Raw genomic sequence first — 16,467 nt, forward strand, 5'->3', positions numbered from 1 at the left:
TCTGCATGTTGTTTTGTTCTGAATGCTACCTGTTCCCGGATAAGTTTCCAGTACACGCGCGTCGTTGCGCTGACGAATTTCATTCTTAACAACGCGATGACAATCAGCTTTTCTAAAAATCCAGCAAGCCCAGTGGGCAGGCTTTCGTAACGGGAGATTCAGAAGGTCAGAACTGAGAGTTTATGCACAATGCTCCGAGTCGTTATAATTCTCTCAGGCCTTTCGCTAACAAAAACAGGAAATCTCTATAGCAACTCATGGCGACACGTACCGCGTTTGGGCCTATTCCAATAACATGCCGATCATTCGATGTAGCAACATCAAATGTATCTTTGAATCTTGTGTTGACTCGACGCGCGGCCACCAAATATTTACTCCGGTTACTAACGCCCATTATGTTCTCGGCTCCGCCGTGCGCAATATAATTTCTTATTAGCCGAAGATCATCAACTGATTTCCACTCTGCAGATTCAAATGGACTTCCGGCTGAAAAAATCCTCCTGATATAAGCTTCAGATTCTTTATAATCTCTCAGTGATTTAATTTTACTGCCACCATCTTCGCCTATCGAGATCCAGCATGCCGCCCAACAAAACATGTGTTCAAAAGTAGAGTACATAAAAATGAACAATGCTTTGCTATGTATTGCCGGATAAGAAATGTGGGAATGGTATTTCCTTATGTTCTTAAGCATGTCGTCATCGATCCATAAGGGTGACGTTGCCGCCCGATTCTTTTCTACCTCAATACTCTTGCCAAAAAAATCGAGGTACTTTTCAATATCCTTAAACTGCAACCTCAGGTGTGACTCGATCAACTTCGCTGTCGGAGACATCGTTTTCGCATTCATAAATAATCTTATATAAATTACTCTTACATATCCGTTTTCATCTTACCATCATCACGGGCCATACCAGTGTAGAATCATCTGTCCTGATGAGCTTCCGTTCTAGCCGCGCCCGTCTCGCTTCTTGGAAGGATCAAAGTCAGGCATCCACGTCTGTTTTAAGCCGCCACCACCGGAACGCTCCCCTTCCGTCTCTTCCCCACGATCCGGCGCCGCCCGTTTAAATGCTGCCGAGATATCCGGAGGGCGAGCAAGTTTGTCTTCTTTCGCTCTCGCAAAGATGCGGAGCAAGTCAGGTGCATCATTACCTTTTTGGGTACATATCCTCTTCATGCTGTGGGGGATGGGAGGCATTCCATTGATCCGCCTGCTGCCGGGGGAAGTCGAACGCGACCGGTGGCTGACGCGGGAGGAAGCGGACAGGCTGATCAAGGTCTGCCCGCATCTGGCGGCGCTGATCCGGTTTGCCTTATCGACCGGCTGCCGCGCCAGCGAGATTACGGGGCTGGAATGGGAGCGTGTGGATTTGACCCGGCAGACCGCATGGCTGAATCGCACCAAGAACGGCACGTCACGCGGCGTACCGCTCAACAGAGACGCAGTAGCGGTACTGGAGGAGCAAGTCGGCAAGCATTCTCAGTTCTGCTTTACCTATCGCGGCGCGCCGATCCGCTGGGACGTCACCAATACGGCCTGGCACAACGCGCTAGAGAAGGCAGGCTTGAGCGATGTGCGCTTTCACGATCTGCGCCACACCTGGGCGTCATGGCATCGGCAGGCTGGGACGAGCTGCGACGAGCTGAAGGACCTGGGGGGATGGAAGTCGTGCAACATGGTGGACCGGTACGCGAAGTTTGCGACCGAGAACCTGACGGTCGCGGCGGCAAGGATCGAGAGCAGCAAGCAGGGGGCCAACGTGATACGGCTGTCACGTTTGTGTCACGGCCCAAAATGACAAAGGGCTACGCAAGCGCGTAACCCTTTGATTATTCTGGCTCCCCGACCTGGACTCGAACCAGGGACCTGCGGATTAACAGTCCGTCGCTCTACCGACTGAGCTATCAGGGAATAGGTGTTGTCATTATAGCCGCTCACCCGCGGCTTGCACAGGCTGGACGCAACCGTGCGGAAATCTGGCTCCCCGACCTGGACTCGAACCAGGGACCTGCGGATTAACAGTCCGTCGCTCTACCGACTGAGCTATCAGGGAAAAGATCTTTCGCTACGACTGATGCCGCAGCGAAAGAAGCAAGAGTTTAGAGAACTTTCGCGATGGCGTCAACGACGCGATCGATGTTCTTCGAGTTCAGCGCGGCCACGCAGATGCGGCCGGTGTCCACGGCGTAGATCGATTCGGCGCGCAGCTTCTCGACCTGGTCCTTGGTCAGGCCCGAGTACGAGAACATGCCGACTTGCTTGCGCACGAAGTCGAAGTCCTTGCCCGGGGCCTGTTCGGCCAGCTTTTTCACCAGCTCGTCGCGCATCTGCTTGATGCGCACGCGCATGCCGGCCAGCTCGTCTTCCCACAGCTGGCGCAGTTCCGGCGTGGACAGGACGGTCGCGACGACCTTGCCGCCGTGCGTCGGCGGGTTCGAGTAGTTGGTGCGGACGATGCGCTTCAGCTGCGACAGCAGGCGGGCAGCCTCTTCCGCGGTGGCGGCCACGACGGACAGCGCGCCGACGCGCTCGCCGTACAGCGAGAACGACTTCGAGAACGAGTTCGACACCAGCAGCGGGCCGGCCGTCTCGGTGAAGCGGCGGACGACGGCGCCGTCCTCGGCAATGCCGTCGCCGAAGCCCTGGTAGGCCATGTCGAGGAACGGGATCAGGTTGTTTTCACGCACCACCTGGATCACCTGGCCCCACTGGTCGGCGTTCAGTTCGGCGCCGGTCGGGTTGTGGCAGCAGGCGTGCAGGACGACGATCGAACCTTCCGGCATGGCCTTGAGCGCGGCCAGCATGCCCGGGAAGTTGACGCCGTGCGTGGCCGGGTCGTAGTAGGCGTAGTTGTTGACGGTGAAGCCGGCGCTCTCGAACAGGGCGCGGTGGTTTTCCCAGCTCGGGTCGCTGATGTAGACTTGCGAATCCGGCGAGAAGCGCTTCAGGAAGTCGGCGCCGATTTTCAGCGCGCCGGTGCCGCCCAGGGCTTGCACCGTGACGGCACGCTTCTCTTGAATAACGGCGCTGTCGGCACCAAATACGAGTTCTTGCACAGCCTTGTCGTACGCGCCCAGGCCTTCGATCGGCAGATAGGTGCGCGGCGTGGGCTGTTCCATCAACTTCGCTTCCGCTTTCTGAACGCATTCCAGCAGCGGCACTTTCCCGTTGTCATCGTAGTAGACGCCCACGCCCAGGTTGATCTTGGCGGGATTGGTGTCTGCATTGAAGGCCTCGGTGATGCCGAGGATCGGATCGCGGGGAGCCATGGCGATGGCGCTGAAGATGCTGGCAGGAGCTGGGGAATTCATCGTGATAAACTTGGTTTGTCGGCTGGGTTTCGCAGCGGTTGTATAGACAGCGGCCTTGATAGATGCTGGGCCGCAGGCGGATTCTCATTCTAGCAAAGGTCTGATCCAATGGCAGATTTATCGGTTGCAAATTCACCAGCACCCACCGTCATCACGTTCCCCGATTCGCCGTTCAAGCTGCACCAGCCCTTCCCGCCGGCCGGTGACCAGCCGACCGCGATCCAGGGCCTCATCGAGGGCATCGAGGACGGCTTGATGTACCAGACGCTGCTCGGCGTGACCGGTTCCGGCAAGACGTATACGATGGCCAACGTGATCGCCCGCGCCGGCCGTCCCGCCATCGTGTTCGCCCCGAACAAGACCCTTGCGGCCCAGTTGTACGCGGAGTTCCGCGAATTCTTCCCGCAGAATGCCGTCGAGTACTTCGTCTCGTACTACGACTATTACCAGCCGGAAGCGTACGTGCCGCAGCGCGACCTGTTCATCGAAAAGGACTCGTCGATCAACGAGCACATCGAGCAGATGCGCCTGTCGTGCACCAAATCGCTGATGGAGCGGCGCGACGTCGTCATCGTCGCGACGGTCTCGGCCATCTACGGTATCGGTAATCCGAACGAGTACCACAAGATGATCCTCACGTTGCGCACGGGCGACAAGGTGGCGCAGCGCGACGTCATCGCGCGCCTGATCCAGATGCAGTACACGCGCAACGAAATGGACTTTGCGCGCGGCACGTTCCGCGTGCGCGGCGACACGATCGACATCTTCCCGGCCGAACACGCGGAACTCGCGATCCGCGTCGAAATGTTCGACGACGAAATCGAATCGCTGCAATTGTTCGACCCGCTGACCGGCAAGGTGCGCCAGAAGATCCCCCGCTTCACCGTGTACCCGGGCTCGCACTACGTCACCGGCCGTGCCACCGTGCTGAAGGCGGTCGACTCCATCAAGGCCGAGCTGCGCGACCGCCTCGAGGAATTCCGCCAGCAGGGCAAGCTGCTGGAGGAACAACGCCTCGAACAGCGCACGCGCTTCGACCTCGAGATGCTGGCCGAAGTCGGTTTCACGAAGGGCATCGAGAACTATTCGCGCCACCTGTCCGGCTCGATGCCGGGCGAACCGCCGCCGACCCTCATCGACTACCTGCCGAAGGACGCGCTGATGTTCATGGACGAGTCGCACGTGATGATCGGCCAGCTGAACGCCATGTACAACGGCGACCGTTCGCGCAAGGTGAACCTCGTCGACTACGGCTTCCGCCTGCCGTCCGCGCTCGACAACCGCCCGCTGAAATTCTCGGAATTCGAGAGCAAGATGCGCCAGTGCATCTTCGTGTCCGCGACGCCAGCTGACTACGAGAAGGAGCACGCCGACAACGTCGTCGAGCAGGTCGTGCGCCCGACCGGCCTCGTCGACCCGCAGGTCATCGTGAAACCCGCGCGTTCCCAGGTGGACGACCTGATGGGCGAGATCACCGACCGCGTCAAGAAGGACGAGCGCGTGCTGGTCACCACGCTGACCAAGCGCATGGCCGAGCAGCTGACGGAATACCTGTCCGACCACGGCATCAAGGTGCGCTACCTGCACAGCGACATCGACACGGTGGAACGCGTGGAAATCCTGCGCGACCTGCGGCTAGGCACGTTCGACGTCGTCGTCGGCATCAACCTGCTGCGCGAGGGCCTGGACTTGCCGGAAGTGTCGCTGGTGGCCGTGCTGGACGCCGACAAGGAAGGTTTCCTCCGTTCGGAACGCTCGCTGATCCAGACCATTGGCCGCGCGGCGCGTAACCTGAACGGCGTCGCGATCCTGTACGCGGACCAGATCACGGATTCGATGAAGCGCGCGATCGACGAAACGGAGCGCCGCCGCGCCAAGCAGATCGCGTTCAACGAAGCGAACGGCATCACCCCGAAGGGCGTGCAGAAGAAGATCAAGGAAATGATCGACGGCGTGTACAGCGCGGCCGCGCAGAAGGCCATGCTGAACGACAATGGTTTGTCGGAGGAAGCGGCCAAGGTCGAGGGCATGAGCGAGAAGCAGATTTCGAAGGAAATCAAGCGCCTCGAAAAGCTCATGGTCGACCACGCCAAGAACCTCGAGTTCGAAAAAGCGGCCCAGGTGCGCGATCAGTTGCATGTCCTCAAGCAGCAGGCGTTCGGGGCGCCGGGGGCGGACAATGTGGTGTCGATTCTTGGCAAGTAAGCGCTGACTCTCGACATCATGCGAAACGGCTCTGCGGGGCCGTTTTTTTTAGCCTTCATCACGGGGGGCTGAGGTGGCATAAGGAGGCAGCACAAACCATGGCATTCACTCAGCAGGATATCGCTGTGCTTGATGATTTTTATCGGGTGTTCAGGAACTGTCCGCGCCCCGTTCATTTCACTAATTTCGAGCACTGCGACGAATGTGCCGAGCACGATCGCCTGCTCTTGTCAGCGCACATAGTCTTGCCACAGCAGGAGGTTGTCCAAGGTTGGGGATCTGGATACTTCAATTCGTCCATCAGTCTATTCCGGCAATTCGTCGCCTTGCAGTGCACTTTGTCGCGTAGGTGCCATGCAGATTGGGATTGATGAATACCATTCGGTTTCTTTTACCATTTTAGGAAAATCATGCGCCGATATTCAGCTATCGTCCTCGCCACCCTGCCTTTATTGCTGGCACCATTGCATTTCGCCTACGCAGCGCCTGCCCTGCCGCAGGCCGCCCAGCAAATGCCCGAGGCGGCGATCGACGCCTTGGTCGCGCCCCATTTCAAGGCAGATGGCCCGGGGGCCGTTGTGATCGCCACGCGGGATGGCAAGACGGTATTCCGCAAGGCCTACGGCCTCGCGGATGTGGCATTAAAGCAGGCAATGAGCATTGATTCGCCAGCGCGGCTCGGTTCGATGACGAAGCAGTTCACGGCCGTCGCCATCCTGATGCTGGCGGACGACGGCAAGCTGGCACTGTCGGACGACATCACGCGCTTCCTGCCCGGCTACCCGACCCATGGCGCCAAGATCACGATCGAACATCTGCTCTCGCATACCTCCGGCATCCCGAGCTACACGGGCAAGCGCAACTTCGTGGACGTCATGCGCAAGGACGTGACCGTGGCGCAAGGAATTGATTTCTTCAAGGACGACGCCTTGGAATTTACTCCTGGGACCCAGTTCAGATACGACAATTCCGGCTACTTCCTGCTCGGCGCCATCATCGAAAAAGCGTCGGGCCAGCCATATGCACGCTTCCTCGATGAACGCATCTTCAAACCCATGGGCATGACGCACACGGGCTACGAGGACGCCCGTTTCAGGCCCGTATCGGGCTATGACAGCAAGGCGAACAAGGTGGAAAGCATCAGCATGACGTGGCCTTATGCCGCCGGGGCGCTCGTGTCGACCGTGGATGACTTGGCGCGCTGGCAGACTGCGCTCGCCGACGGCAAGCTGCTGCGCCCGCAGACACTACGCCAAGCCTGGACGGCGCACCCACTCGCCGACGGCAAGACAGGACCTTACGGGTATGGATGGTTCGTCGGACGGCTGAATGGTGTCGATGAGGTCTTCCATGGCGGGAATATCACCGGCTTCACATCGGATGCCGTGTGGTTGCCGAAGGAGCGCGTCTACGTGGCGATGCTAGCCAATCGCGATGCGGACGGCATCGACGCACCCTTGGCGAACTTGACACGTAAGATTGCGATGCAGGTGGCAGGCAAGCCGTTGCCGGCGCCGTCCGATACCAAACTCGATGCGGTCACGCTTGCCGACTACGTGGGCGTCTATCCGATAGACGACAAGCGCGCCCACACGGTTCGCCTCGAGCACGGCGGCCTGACGATCCAGGGAACAGGCATGCCGCGTGCGCCGCTGCACTACTACAAGCAGGATGGTTTCCTGATCGGTGACAGCTTGGTGACGGTACAGTTCCAGCGCAACGCAGGGTTCGTCACGGGCATGACCATCGACGATGAGTTGCACCACAGCGTGCACCGCCGTGCTGTCACGACGGTGGTGGATCCTCAAACGGTGCAGGTAGCGTCGGCTGTACTGGACCAGTATCTCGGCCGCTACTCGCTCGCCCCTGGCTTTGTGATCGAAATTACGCGCGTTGGCGACGCCATGCACGCCGGGCCGGTGGGCCAGCCTGCGGTGAGCATGGCCGCGCTGGCGCAAAACCTGTTCCTGGACGCCGACCATGACGTCCAGTTGCGCTTCGAAAAGCAAGCTGACGGACGCATGATCCTGACGTTTGAACAGGGCGCTCTCAAGCTGAGCGGCCAGCGGCAACTGTAGCGCCCGTAGCGTAATGACAGCGCCGGCCAGCCGTTTCATCTTCAATACAGGGGCTACGCAAGTAACTACCTTTGAAGTCCACTCGACGAGAAAGGGCCACAACGAGCGTTCTACAGCGCCGAGCCAAATCGACATGTCGTCGAATCTGGTTTTTTACCCAGCCTGGACCGGGTGCTGACCGCCGTGACCGTTCGTGACTTTTTCAACTCTGCAACCTGTTATTCTGAATCGAACGGCCGAGGTCGGCCAGGAACGGTCGTTCGAACAGCCCCGTTCTCTTGCTTACGTCTTCAAGTGATTTGATGAAAAAACATATCATTGTTGTTCTACTCTACATATCTGCGCACGCAGTCGCCGCCAACTGTACCGATCCGAAAAGCCAGTTGGAAATGACGACATGCGCGGGGCAGGAGTATGCATCACAAGATCAGAAGCTGAACGCGGCATACTCTCGGTATCGAACTCGTCTTAGCGAGTCACAGAAAAACCAGCTCAAAGAGGCACAAGTAGCGTGGATAAGGTACCGAGACCTGGCGTGCGATTTCGAAAGTTCAGCCGTAGCAGACGGTAGTGCCCATCGAATGGTTCGCTACGAATGTCTTACTGAGAAAACTGTAGCTCGGCTGCGGGAAATAACTAAACTTATGGAATGTAAAGAAGGCGATTTGAGCTGCCCTGCCTATTGAACAATCGAAATGAAGGAGCGCTTCGGGTCGAATGCTGTCGGTCGCGAAAGTGTGTAATTTTCTCTGCTTCGACAACCTGTTATGCTACTTCAATGTTCGAGCTCCGACGTTCTACTGTAATCGATGACAAGGCAACGCTTTGCGAGCTAAAACAATCAACGGCTTGGCATCAGTCATCGGCCTCATTACCCTCATCGGTATGGTGTCCGTTGCGGCCGCGATCTTCGACAATGTCCAGGATGCCTCACACGATATCCGGACTTTCTCCATGTCGGCCATGATCGGCAATCTGATCGCGGTGTCCGCAGCCCTATCAGCCTGGAGTGGCGTACTGTGGAAGAAGGTGAAGGATGAAGCTAAAGATCCAACCACTTCGCTAGAGTGGAGCGCATTGCGCGCATGGATTCGGGAGCAATTGTCCCGGCGATATGCCCGACTTGAGGCGTGACGTAAAACTTCTCCAGCGCCCACTTCCGCGCGACAGAAGGACGTTCACGCCCTCCCCTACCCTCAGACGGCCGCCGCGGCCGCGTCGATCGCCGGATAGAACTCGGTGTCCTCGCGCCGCATGCGGTCGAACAGCACGCGCAGGACGCGGTTCGCGTCGGCACGGAAACCTTCGGGATCGGCCGTCAGTCGCGCGGGTAAATTCCAGCGCGACGCGAACGCGAAATACTCGCCGGCGATGCCGTTCATCTCGCGCTGGTAGGCCTCGCCCAGCCGCGCGAGCTTGCGGTCGGCGCTGTCGGCGATGGCGGGATACAGCACCGTGTCCTCGATGGCAAGATGCAGTTTGATCACGCCGCTGATCTTGATGATGCCCGTGGCGATGTCGTCGGCGTTGGCCGCGATCCCCGCGCGGACGGATTGGCGCAAACGCTCGATGCCGTCGAGGATGGCCACGTGCTGGTGCTTGAACTTGTCGATATTCATGCTGGAACTCCTGAAAGACCACAACTTGGTAATGCCATTAGGAAATACTTAGATGCCAGTGTAGCCTGCCGCCCATAAATATGCAAATCAAATGCATATTTAAATCCACACCGCCGAAAGGGGTCCTGCCAAGCGGATGCTGTCCTATTCGCGGTTGCCGGCCGCCGCGCCGCCCAGCTTTTCGCCGCAGTAATCAATGAACGCCCGCAGCTTCGCCGGCATTTGCCGCCGCGTCGGATAATACAAATGAAAACCCGTGAACGTCGGCCAGCAATCCGGCAGCACGGGCACCAGCCTGCCCGCCGCCAGGTCGGCCTCCACCTGCCGGACGAAGACGTGGGCAATGCCGATGCCGTCGAGCGCGGTGCCCGCCATGTCGGCGCTGCTCGTGACCGTCAGCGGGCCGCTTACCTCCACCTCGACCAATTGCCCCTCTCTCATTAATTCCCAGCGGTAGATCGTCTGGCTTTTGCGGAAGCGATAGCGGATGCAGTCGTGCCGCTGCAATTCTTCGATGGAGCGCGGCAGGCCCCGGCGCGCCGCATACTCCGGCGATGCCACCATGCAGATGCGCTCCTGACGGGTCAGCGGCACGGTCACCATGTCGACCTGGACCGATTCGCCCAGGCGCACGCCCGCGTCGAATCCGCCGGCCACGATGTCCACGAAGCCGTCGTCCAGGTCCAGTTCGAGCTTGATGCCGGGATGGCGCGCGAGGAATCCGGGCACCAGCGGGCGCAGGCAGGCGGCGTAGGCGATGTGCGCCATGTTCAGCTTGAGCACGCCGCTGACGCCGCTCCTGAATTCGTCCAGCTCGGCGGCGGCCTGCGTGAGCTCGGCCACGGCCGGCGCGACGCGCGCAAGAAATTGCTCGCCGGCTTCCGTCAGGCGCACGCTGCGCGTCGTCCGGTGCAGCAGGCGCACGCCCAACCGCTCCTCCAGTTGCCGGACCGTCTGGCTGACGGCCGACGGCGTCACTTCCAGCTGCGCGGCGGCGGCCGTGAAGTTGCCGCGCTGGGCAACGGTTGCGAACGCCAGCAGGCCGTCCAGTTGCGTCAATTTCATTATGAAGCAGCTCTTAATAAGGACTGAAGATTATGGCTGTTTTTCTTTCTTATCGAGGCGATTATGCTGACGTTCATTCAACCCGACAAGGAGAAACATCATGCAACAACCCGTCTACTACACCCTCGGTCGCACCGGCCTGCGCGTCAGCCGCCTGTCTTTGGGCGCGATGACGTTCGGCACGGAATGGGGCTGGGGTTCCGACAAGACGGCCGCCGAGCGCGTGTTCAACCTCTATCGCGACCACGGCGGCAATTTCATCGACACGGCCGACGTGTACACGAACGGCACGAGCGAGACGTGGCTGGGCGAATTCATCCAGGCGAGCGGTTCGCGCGATCAATTGGTCCTCGCCAGCAAATACACGTTCAACCTGGCGGCCGCCAATCCGAACGGCGGCGGCAATGGCCGCAAGAACCTGATGCGCGCCGTCGAAGGATCGCTCAAGCGGCTGCAGACGGATTACCTGGACGTGTTTTACGTGCACGCGTGGGATCAATTGACCCCGGTGGAAGAAGTGATGCGCACCCTGGACGATCTCGTACGTGCGGGCAAGATCCGTCACATCGGCTTGTCGGACGTGCCCGCCTGGTACGCGGCGCGCGCCCAGACGCTGGCCGAGTGGCGCGGCTTCGAACCGGTGTCGGCGCTGCAACTGCAGTATTCGCTCGTCGAGCGCAATATCGAACACGAATACCAGCGCCTGGCCACCGAGCTCGGCATGGGCATTACCGTCTGGAGCCCGCTGGCGAGCGGCCTGTTGGCCGGCCGTTATCGGCGCGACTCTGCGACCGAAGGCCGTCTGGCGGCCATGCAGGGGAATGGCAATCCGGCCTTCCAGCATCTGACGGAGCGCAATTTCCAGATCGTCGACGAGCTGGAAAAAGTGGCGGACGAGATCGGCCGGCCGATGGCGCAGGTGGCCTTGAACTGGGTCGCGAGCCGTCCTGGTGTCGCCAGCGTGATCGTCGGCGCGTCGCGGCCGGAACAGCTGACGACGAATCTCGGCGCGCTCGATTTCGAACTGCCGGCCGAGCTCGCCAACCGCCTGGACGAGGCAAGCCGGCCCGCGACGCCGTTCCCCTACTACTTCTTCACGAACGCGATGCAGGGCATGATGTACGGCGGCGCCCGGGTCGGCGACAAGCCGGCGGGCTATCGCGCGCCGGTGCTCGTCGAGGGGTCGGGCAGCGGCGTCGACTAAGCGGCCGCCTTGCGGCGCCGCGCGCCCACCATGCCGGCCAGGCCGACGCCGAGCAACGCCAGGCTCACGGGCTCCGGGATATCGGAGAATGCCTGTCCCGTGAAGCCGGCGCCGTCGGCCAGGAAGGTGCCGGCCAGCCGCACGTCGTACGTGCCGCTCGTGATGGTGCCCATGCCTTCGGCGAACTCGCTCGTCAGCGACAGGGCCAGCGCGTCGATCGGGGTCACGAGGTCGCCGCCGAAGAAGCCGAGGTCCGTGAAGGCCAGCGAGCCGGCCAGGTCCGGGAACACGGTGAAATCGAACCAGGCCGGTTCGGGCGGCGTGTTGAACAGGAAGTCGTAGACGAACGTGTCGCCCGACTGGGCGGTCGGCTCGGTGATGCCGAAGTTCCAGGTCTGCGTCGTGGTCGGGCCGAACTCGGGCACGACGAAGAACATGTCGTTGAACGTCGGCGTGGCGGAGGCGTTGAAGACGGCGCAGGTGGCAAGCACGAGGCCGAGCAGGATGTGTTTGATCGATTTCATCGTCGTCTTTCGTATCGGATTCACAGGGTCACGCCGAGGGCGCGCGCGAGGTTCGCCACGTCGAGCGAGCCGAGGCCCGTCGCCGGATTGAACCGGTTCGTGCTCTTGTAGTAGAGGTTCGTGCCGGCCGTGACCGCGCGGAACGGCGAGTTCGCGCCGTAGCCATAGTTCTTGAAGGCGCCGTACAGCTGCGGATGCAGCGCGCCCAGGCGGCTGTTCTTGCCGGCCGCGATCAGGGTGAAGATGCCGTTCAGCTGCGGCGCCACGAAGCTCGTGCCGCCGCTGCCCGCGCCCCACTGCCCTTCGAAATAGATGAGGTAGCCGCTGTACGGGTCGGCGTTGAGCGACACGTCCGGCAGGTTGCGGCCGGCAACCGCCGGCGGCAGGTCGATCAGGTCTTCGTAGCCCGTGCCCGGATCGCCCACCACGGACGCCTTGCAGTACAGGCTCTGCGCCGCCGCGCTCGTTGCCGCGCCGGCCAGATTGTCCTGGTACGACGGCCGGGGGAAGTCCACGCTGACGCCGCCGCCGCCGCCCACCGGGAAGTAATCCGTGTAGTACAGGGTCTGGCCGTAATACTTCACGATGTAGCCGCGCAGGTAGTCCCACGCCCAGGCGCGCTCGGTCGGGATCGTGATGCTGCCGTATTTGTGGACCTGCGTATGCGGCAAGGTCGTGCCGCCGGCGGCCAGGACGGCCGAGTCGGACGCCGGGTGGTCGGCCGTCAGCAGCGTCGTGCAGCTCGGATACGGGAACACGCTGTTGATGTCGAAGGCGCCGGCATCGCCTGCGGCGGCGATCACGGGGATGCCCTGCAGCGCGGCCTGGACGAACACGGCGTGGAAGGCGTCCAGGTCTTCGGGGCCATTGAAGACCTCGGCCGCGCCCCAGCTCACGGACAGCGTGTCGACGATGTTCTCGTCGACGGCCGTGGCGAACATGTCCAGGAAGCCATTGCCCTGATTGGGCGCCAGGTAGACGCGGACATTGGCGCCCGGCGCCACGCCACCCGACTGTTCGACGTCGAGGGTCGTCTCGCCCGCGCCGCCGCTGCCCGGACCGTCGGCCGGCAGCGGGCCGCCGTCCACGAGCACGTCGGTGATGCGGTTCGGCGCGACGGAGAGGCCCAGCGCATTCCAGTAGCCGTACGCGTCGGACTGGCGATAGCCGGCCAGCGTGGCGATGCCGATGGTCTTGCCGGCGCCCGTCACGCCGGCCGCGTACAGCGGCGTGACGTCGTATTTGGCGGCGAGGTCCAGCACCGTGTACTCGCCCGGCAGCGATGCGGCCGCGGCGTTCGGGGTCGGGATGCGGCTCGGCTGCAGCTTCGATTCGCCCGTCGCCACGCCCGATGCCGGCTGGCGCACGATATTGCTGTGGAACAGGGGGCGGCCGCTCAGGCCATGCACGGACGTCACGATGCCGGCCAGGTTGGCGGGAATCGCGGTGGCGCCCGCCGGGGCCTCGTAGGTGCGGCCCAGCATCCGGTACGCGTGGATCGGGCTGCCGAACACGGCCGCGAGCTGCGCATTCGTGCCCTTCGCGGAAATCAGCAGGTTGTTCGCATAGACCTTCGTCACCGTCAGCCCCTGCGCCTGGAGGAAATTGACCACCTGGGCGATGGCCGTCGCGTCCTGGCCGTACAGGCTGCCGAACTGCGCCGGCGTCAGGAATTTACGGTAGTTCGGACTGGCCGGGTCGACGACGGCGGCCGCATGGGTTTCCATGGCGGCGCGGTTCTTGACGGCCAGCGACAGCGTGATCTGCCGGACTTCCGTCTGGGGCGCGAGGCCGAGATCGGCGATGCGCGCATCCTTCTCGATGTGGAACTGGGTGGAGGTCGTGGCACCGTAAGCCAGCGACGTAGTCAACACCCCGATGGCAACGGTAATTGCGGTGAGCGTTTTCAATGCGGACTCCCTGATGATTGTTGAGGGACCTGCCGATTCGCGGCAGAGCATTTGTCACGCAAGCAAGCCGTATGCCATTTTCTTTAACCAAGAGTTATTTCCCCAATTAATCAAAAACTTGTCATCACCTCGTCATAAAGTTTGTGTCTGATTTTTTGTCTTAATGTAAATTTTTTCGACACATAGTTTCTTGATTACAATCAAAATACCTGGTCTGGCCTGTGCTACCGATTCAAGCGGGCGGTACCGCGCTTTCGGTCCGGTAGCGCGCAACGAAGGCCGTCAGCCCCTTCGAGTGGTAGCCCTGCGCCAGCGAGTCCAGGTGTGCTGCGAACGGGGCGTACGCCGGATCGAGCGCCCGCAGGTAGGTGGCGCGTTCCCGGATCTTGCGCATGTCCCCGATCCGTGCCAGTTGCCAGAGCACCTCGATCTCCGCCGCCGGCGGCGCGACCAGGGCGGCCGCTTCCCCGTCGTCCGGTTGCGCCGCCTCCGCCGCCGGTTCGGCGGTGATCCAGTCGAGCGACAGCTGCGTGCCGACGGCGCGCAGCAGGCCATCGAGTTCGACCGGCTTGGCGAGAAAGGCGTCGGCGCCCGCGGCGCGGCAGCGCGCTTCGTCCTCCTGGCTGGCACTGGCGGTGACGGCGATGACCGGAACCCCGCTCCAGGCCGGCGTGCGGCGAATGCGCCGGGTCGTCTCGTTGCCGTCGATGACCGGCATCATGACGTCCATCACGATCAGGTCGGGCTTGAAGGTGTCGAGCAGGGCCATGCATGCCAGGCCGTCCTCGGCCGCGGCCACGACGAAGCCGACCGCCTGCAGCGCATCCACGAGCATCGCGCGGTTCTGCGGCACGTCGTCGACGATCAGCAAGCGCTTGCGCTCGCCTGTATAGCCGACGATGGCGGGCGCGGGCGGCCGGTTGGCCGGGCTGTCGGCGACCGGCACCGCGAGTTCGCACGAGAACGTGCTGCCCTGCCCCGGTTCGCTGGCGACGGCGATGCTGCCGCCCATCAGGCGCGCCAGTTGCTGGCTGATGGCCAGGCCCAGGCCGGTGCCGCCCTCGCGCCACGGCATGTCGGCCACCTGTTCGAACGGCCGGAAGATGCGCCCGAGTTGTTGCGCGCTCATGCCGATGCCGGTGTCGGCCACCTCGAAGCGCAGCGTGACGGACGCGCCGTCCGCGCCGCCCGCCGCCTTCAGCACCCGCAGCGAGACCGTGCCGCGGTCGGTGAATTTCACCGCGTTGCCCAGCAGGTTGAGCAGCACCTGGCGCAGGCGCGTCTCGTCGACCGTCACGGCGGCCGGCAGGTCGGGCGCGAGCGCGTAGTGGAACGCCAGGCCTTTCTCCTCGGCCTTCACGCGCATGATGTCGACGACCACCTGCAGGAAAGCGCCGAGGTGGACGGCGGCCGGATACAGCACCATCCTGCCGGCCTCGACCCGCGCCAGGTCGAGGATGTCGTTGATGAGCGTGAGCAGGTGCTGGCCGCTCTCGTGGATGGTGGCCAGGCCGGCGGCCTGCCGTTCGGTCAGCTGGTGCCGGTCGCGCTTCAGCAGCTGGGCATAGCCGATGATGGCGTTGAGCGGGGTGCGCAATTCATGGCTCATCTGCGCGAGAAAATTGCTGCGCTGGCGCGCGAGGCCGATAGCCTCGGCCAGCGCCGCCTCGCGCGCCGCCTCGGCCGTCTTGCGTTCACGGTCGACGGCGGCCAGGCGTTCCAGGCGCGAATGGGTGGCCGACAGGCTGGCGCGGTAGTGCCGCAGCCCCAGCGACAGGCCGAGGATGCCGCACCCGATCCACGCCGACACGAGTCCCATCAGCAGCGTCGTCTTCGACATCCATTTGCCGCGGAACCGGATCGAGCGCACCTCGACTGTGATCGTTTGCCCCGGCGACACGGGCCCCGTCGACAGTTCCACGGCCGTCACGCGGTCGAGCCGGGCATAGCTCTTGGACAGCGGGATGTTGTGCGTGCTGCTCCACCAGTCCGCCGTGCGCAGTACGTTCATCGGAATCGTGAAGGGGCTCTGCGGCGGCAGGTCGATCACGGCTTCGTTGAAGCGCTGCGAGTTCCAGTCGCCGGGTTTGGAGAACTCCGGTTCGAAGTTCATCAGGTGCAGCTTGACCAGGCGCGGGGGCCGGCCCGAATAGCGCAGGTCGAACTCGATCCTGTCGAACCGGGACAAGTCGATGCCGGTGCCCGGCCTGCCCAGCAGGAATTGCATCTTGCAGAACCGGTAAGTCGCGGCGGTGCCCAGCGCGCACCGCATGGTGATGGCGTCCCGCGTGCGCACCAGCGTGCCCACCGAATTCCCGTGCAACTCCAAGCGGTCGTCCGTGATCCGCGCGCCGTGAGGCTGGCTGGGCGAGATCTCGATGGTGCGGATCATCCCGTAGCGCTGCCAGACCAGCAGGGCGGGCGTCGCCAGCAGCAAGAAGATGAGAAGGGCATAGCTGATCGTCGTCGGGCGGGAGAGCGACTGGTTCATGGGTGGACGCAAGGATTCCTGGACTGGGCATGGGGCAACGATGGCCCAGTATATAC

Annotated in this window: 13 protein-coding genes and 2 tRNA genes; 6 read left to right on the forward strand and 9 right to left on the reverse strand. The window is 62.0% G+C overall.

Annotation, left to right across the window (positions count from 1 at the left end):
* Window positions 1–202: 202 nt before the first annotated feature.
* Entirely contained in the window at window positions 203–850 is a 648-nt protein-coding gene (locus tag ISF28_RS27245; RefSeq protein WP_198120325.1) for a hypothetical protein, read from the reverse strand.
* Window positions 851–1,205: 355 nt separating this feature from the next.
* On the opposite strand from ISF28_RS27245, the gene ISF28_RS27250 reads away from it, so the two are divergent.
* Window positions 1,206–1,802, forward strand: coding sequence for a site-specific integrase (locus ISF28_RS27250; protein WP_229519422.1), 597 nt, complete (start codon window positions 1,206–1,208; stop codon window positions 1,800–1,802).
* Window positions 1,803–1,839: 37 nt separating this feature from the next.
* Here ISF28_RS27250 and ISF28_RS27255 read toward each other — a convergent pair.
* The 3 genes from ISF28_RS27255 to ISF28_RS27265 form a co-directional block, all read right to left on the reverse strand.
* A tRNA-Asn gene (locus tag ISF28_RS27255) sits at window positions 1,840–1,915 on the reverse strand.
* A 66-nt stretch (window positions 1,916–1,981) separates the two neighbouring features.
* Window positions 1,982–2,057, reverse strand: a tRNA-Asn gene (locus tag ISF28_RS27260).
* A gap of 46 nt (window positions 2,058–2,103) precedes the next feature.
* The gene (locus ISF28_RS27265) at window positions 2,104–3,315 is read right to left on the reverse strand and encodes an amino acid aminotransferase (protein ID WP_198120326.1); all 1,212 of its coding nucleotides are present in this window, start codon (window positions 3,313–3,315) and stop codon (window positions 2,104–2,106) included.
* Between the two features lie 108 nt (window positions 3,316–3,423).
* Between ISF28_RS27265 and uvrB the strand changes: the two genes are divergently transcribed.
* The 4 genes from uvrB to ISF28_RS27285 all read left to right on the forward strand — a co-directional run bounded on the left by uvrB (window position 3,424) and on the right by ISF28_RS27285 (window position 8,732).
* Entirely contained in the window at window positions 3,424–5,520 is a 2,097-nt protein-coding gene (gene uvrB / locus ISF28_RS27270; RefSeq protein ID WP_229519423.1) for an excinuclease ABC subunit UvrB, read from the forward strand.
* A 410-nt stretch (window positions 5,521–5,930) separates the two neighbouring features.
* On the forward strand, window positions 5,931–7,598 hold the full coding sequence (locus tag ISF28_RS27275; protein ID WP_198120327.1) for a serine hydrolase domain-containing protein: 1,668 nt from the start codon (window positions 5,931–5,933) through the stop codon (window positions 7,596–7,598).
* Between the two features lie 302 nt (window positions 7,599–7,900).
* Window positions 7,901–8,284: a lysozyme inhibitor LprI family protein gene (locus tag ISF28_RS31330; protein WP_198120328.1), complete on the forward strand. Its 384-nt coding sequence runs from the start codon at window positions 7,901–7,903 to the stop codon at window positions 8,282–8,284.
* 163 nt (window positions 8,285–8,447) lie between these two features.
* Complete coding sequence (locus ISF28_RS27285) at window positions 8,448–8,732, forward strand: hypothetical protein (protein ID WP_198120329.1); 285 nt, start codon at window positions 8,448–8,450, stop codon at window positions 8,730–8,732.
* A 62-nt stretch (window positions 8,733–8,794) separates the two neighbouring features.
* Here ISF28_RS27285 and ISF28_RS27290 read toward each other — a convergent pair whose 3' ends face one another.
* A complete protein-coding gene (locus ISF28_RS27290) occupies window positions 8,795–9,217 on the reverse strand; it encodes a hemerythrin domain-containing protein (RefSeq protein ID WP_198120330.1) in 423 nt (140 codons plus the stop codon).
* Window positions 9,218–9,361: 144 nt separating this feature from the next.
* Complete coding sequence (locus ISF28_RS27295) at window positions 9,362–10,282, reverse strand: LysR family transcriptional regulator (RefSeq protein WP_198120331.1); 921 nt, start codon at window positions 10,280–10,282, stop codon at window positions 9,362–9,364.
* Between the two features lie 100 nt (window positions 10,283–10,382).
* On the opposite strand from ISF28_RS27295, the gene ISF28_RS27300 reads away from it, so the two are divergent.
* Complete coding sequence (locus tag ISF28_RS27300) at window positions 10,383–11,486, forward strand: aldo/keto reductase (protein WP_198120332.1); 1,104 nt, start codon at window positions 10,383–10,385, stop codon at window positions 11,484–11,486.
* Here ISF28_RS27300 and ISF28_RS27305 read toward each other — a convergent pair.
* The 3 genes from ISF28_RS27305 to ISF28_RS27315 all read right to left on the reverse strand — a co-directional run bounded on the left by ISF28_RS27305 (window position 11,483) and on the right by ISF28_RS27315 (window position 16,411).
* The gene (locus tag ISF28_RS27305) at window positions 11,483–12,010 is read right to left on the reverse strand and encodes a PEP-CTERM sorting domain-containing protein (RefSeq protein WP_198120333.1); all 528 of its coding nucleotides are present in this window, start codon (window positions 12,008–12,010) and stop codon (window positions 11,483–11,485) included. The genes ISF28_RS27300 and ISF28_RS27305 overlap by 4 nt on opposite strands.
* A 20-nt stretch (window positions 12,011–12,030) precedes the next feature.
* Window positions 12,031–13,920 (reverse strand): S53 family peptidase, encoded by a 1,890-nt coding sequence (locus tag ISF28_RS27310; protein ID WP_198120334.1) that lies wholly within the window; start codon window positions 13,918–13,920, stop codon window positions 12,031–12,033.
* Window positions 13,921–14,152: 232 nt separating this feature from the next.
* Window positions 14,153–16,411 (reverse strand): ATP-binding protein, encoded by a 2,259-nt coding sequence (locus ISF28_RS27315; protein WP_198120335.1) that lies wholly within the window; start codon window positions 16,409–16,411, stop codon window positions 14,153–14,155.
* Window positions 16,412–16,467 lie beyond the last annotated feature (56 nt).

Origin of the sequence: Massilia rhizosphaerae (assembly GCF_016093545.1) — a bacterium.
In the GTDB taxonomy this organism is placed as follows: domain Bacteria; phylum Pseudomonadota; class Gammaproteobacteria; order Burkholderiales; family Burkholderiaceae_D; genus Telluria; species Telluria rhizosphaerae.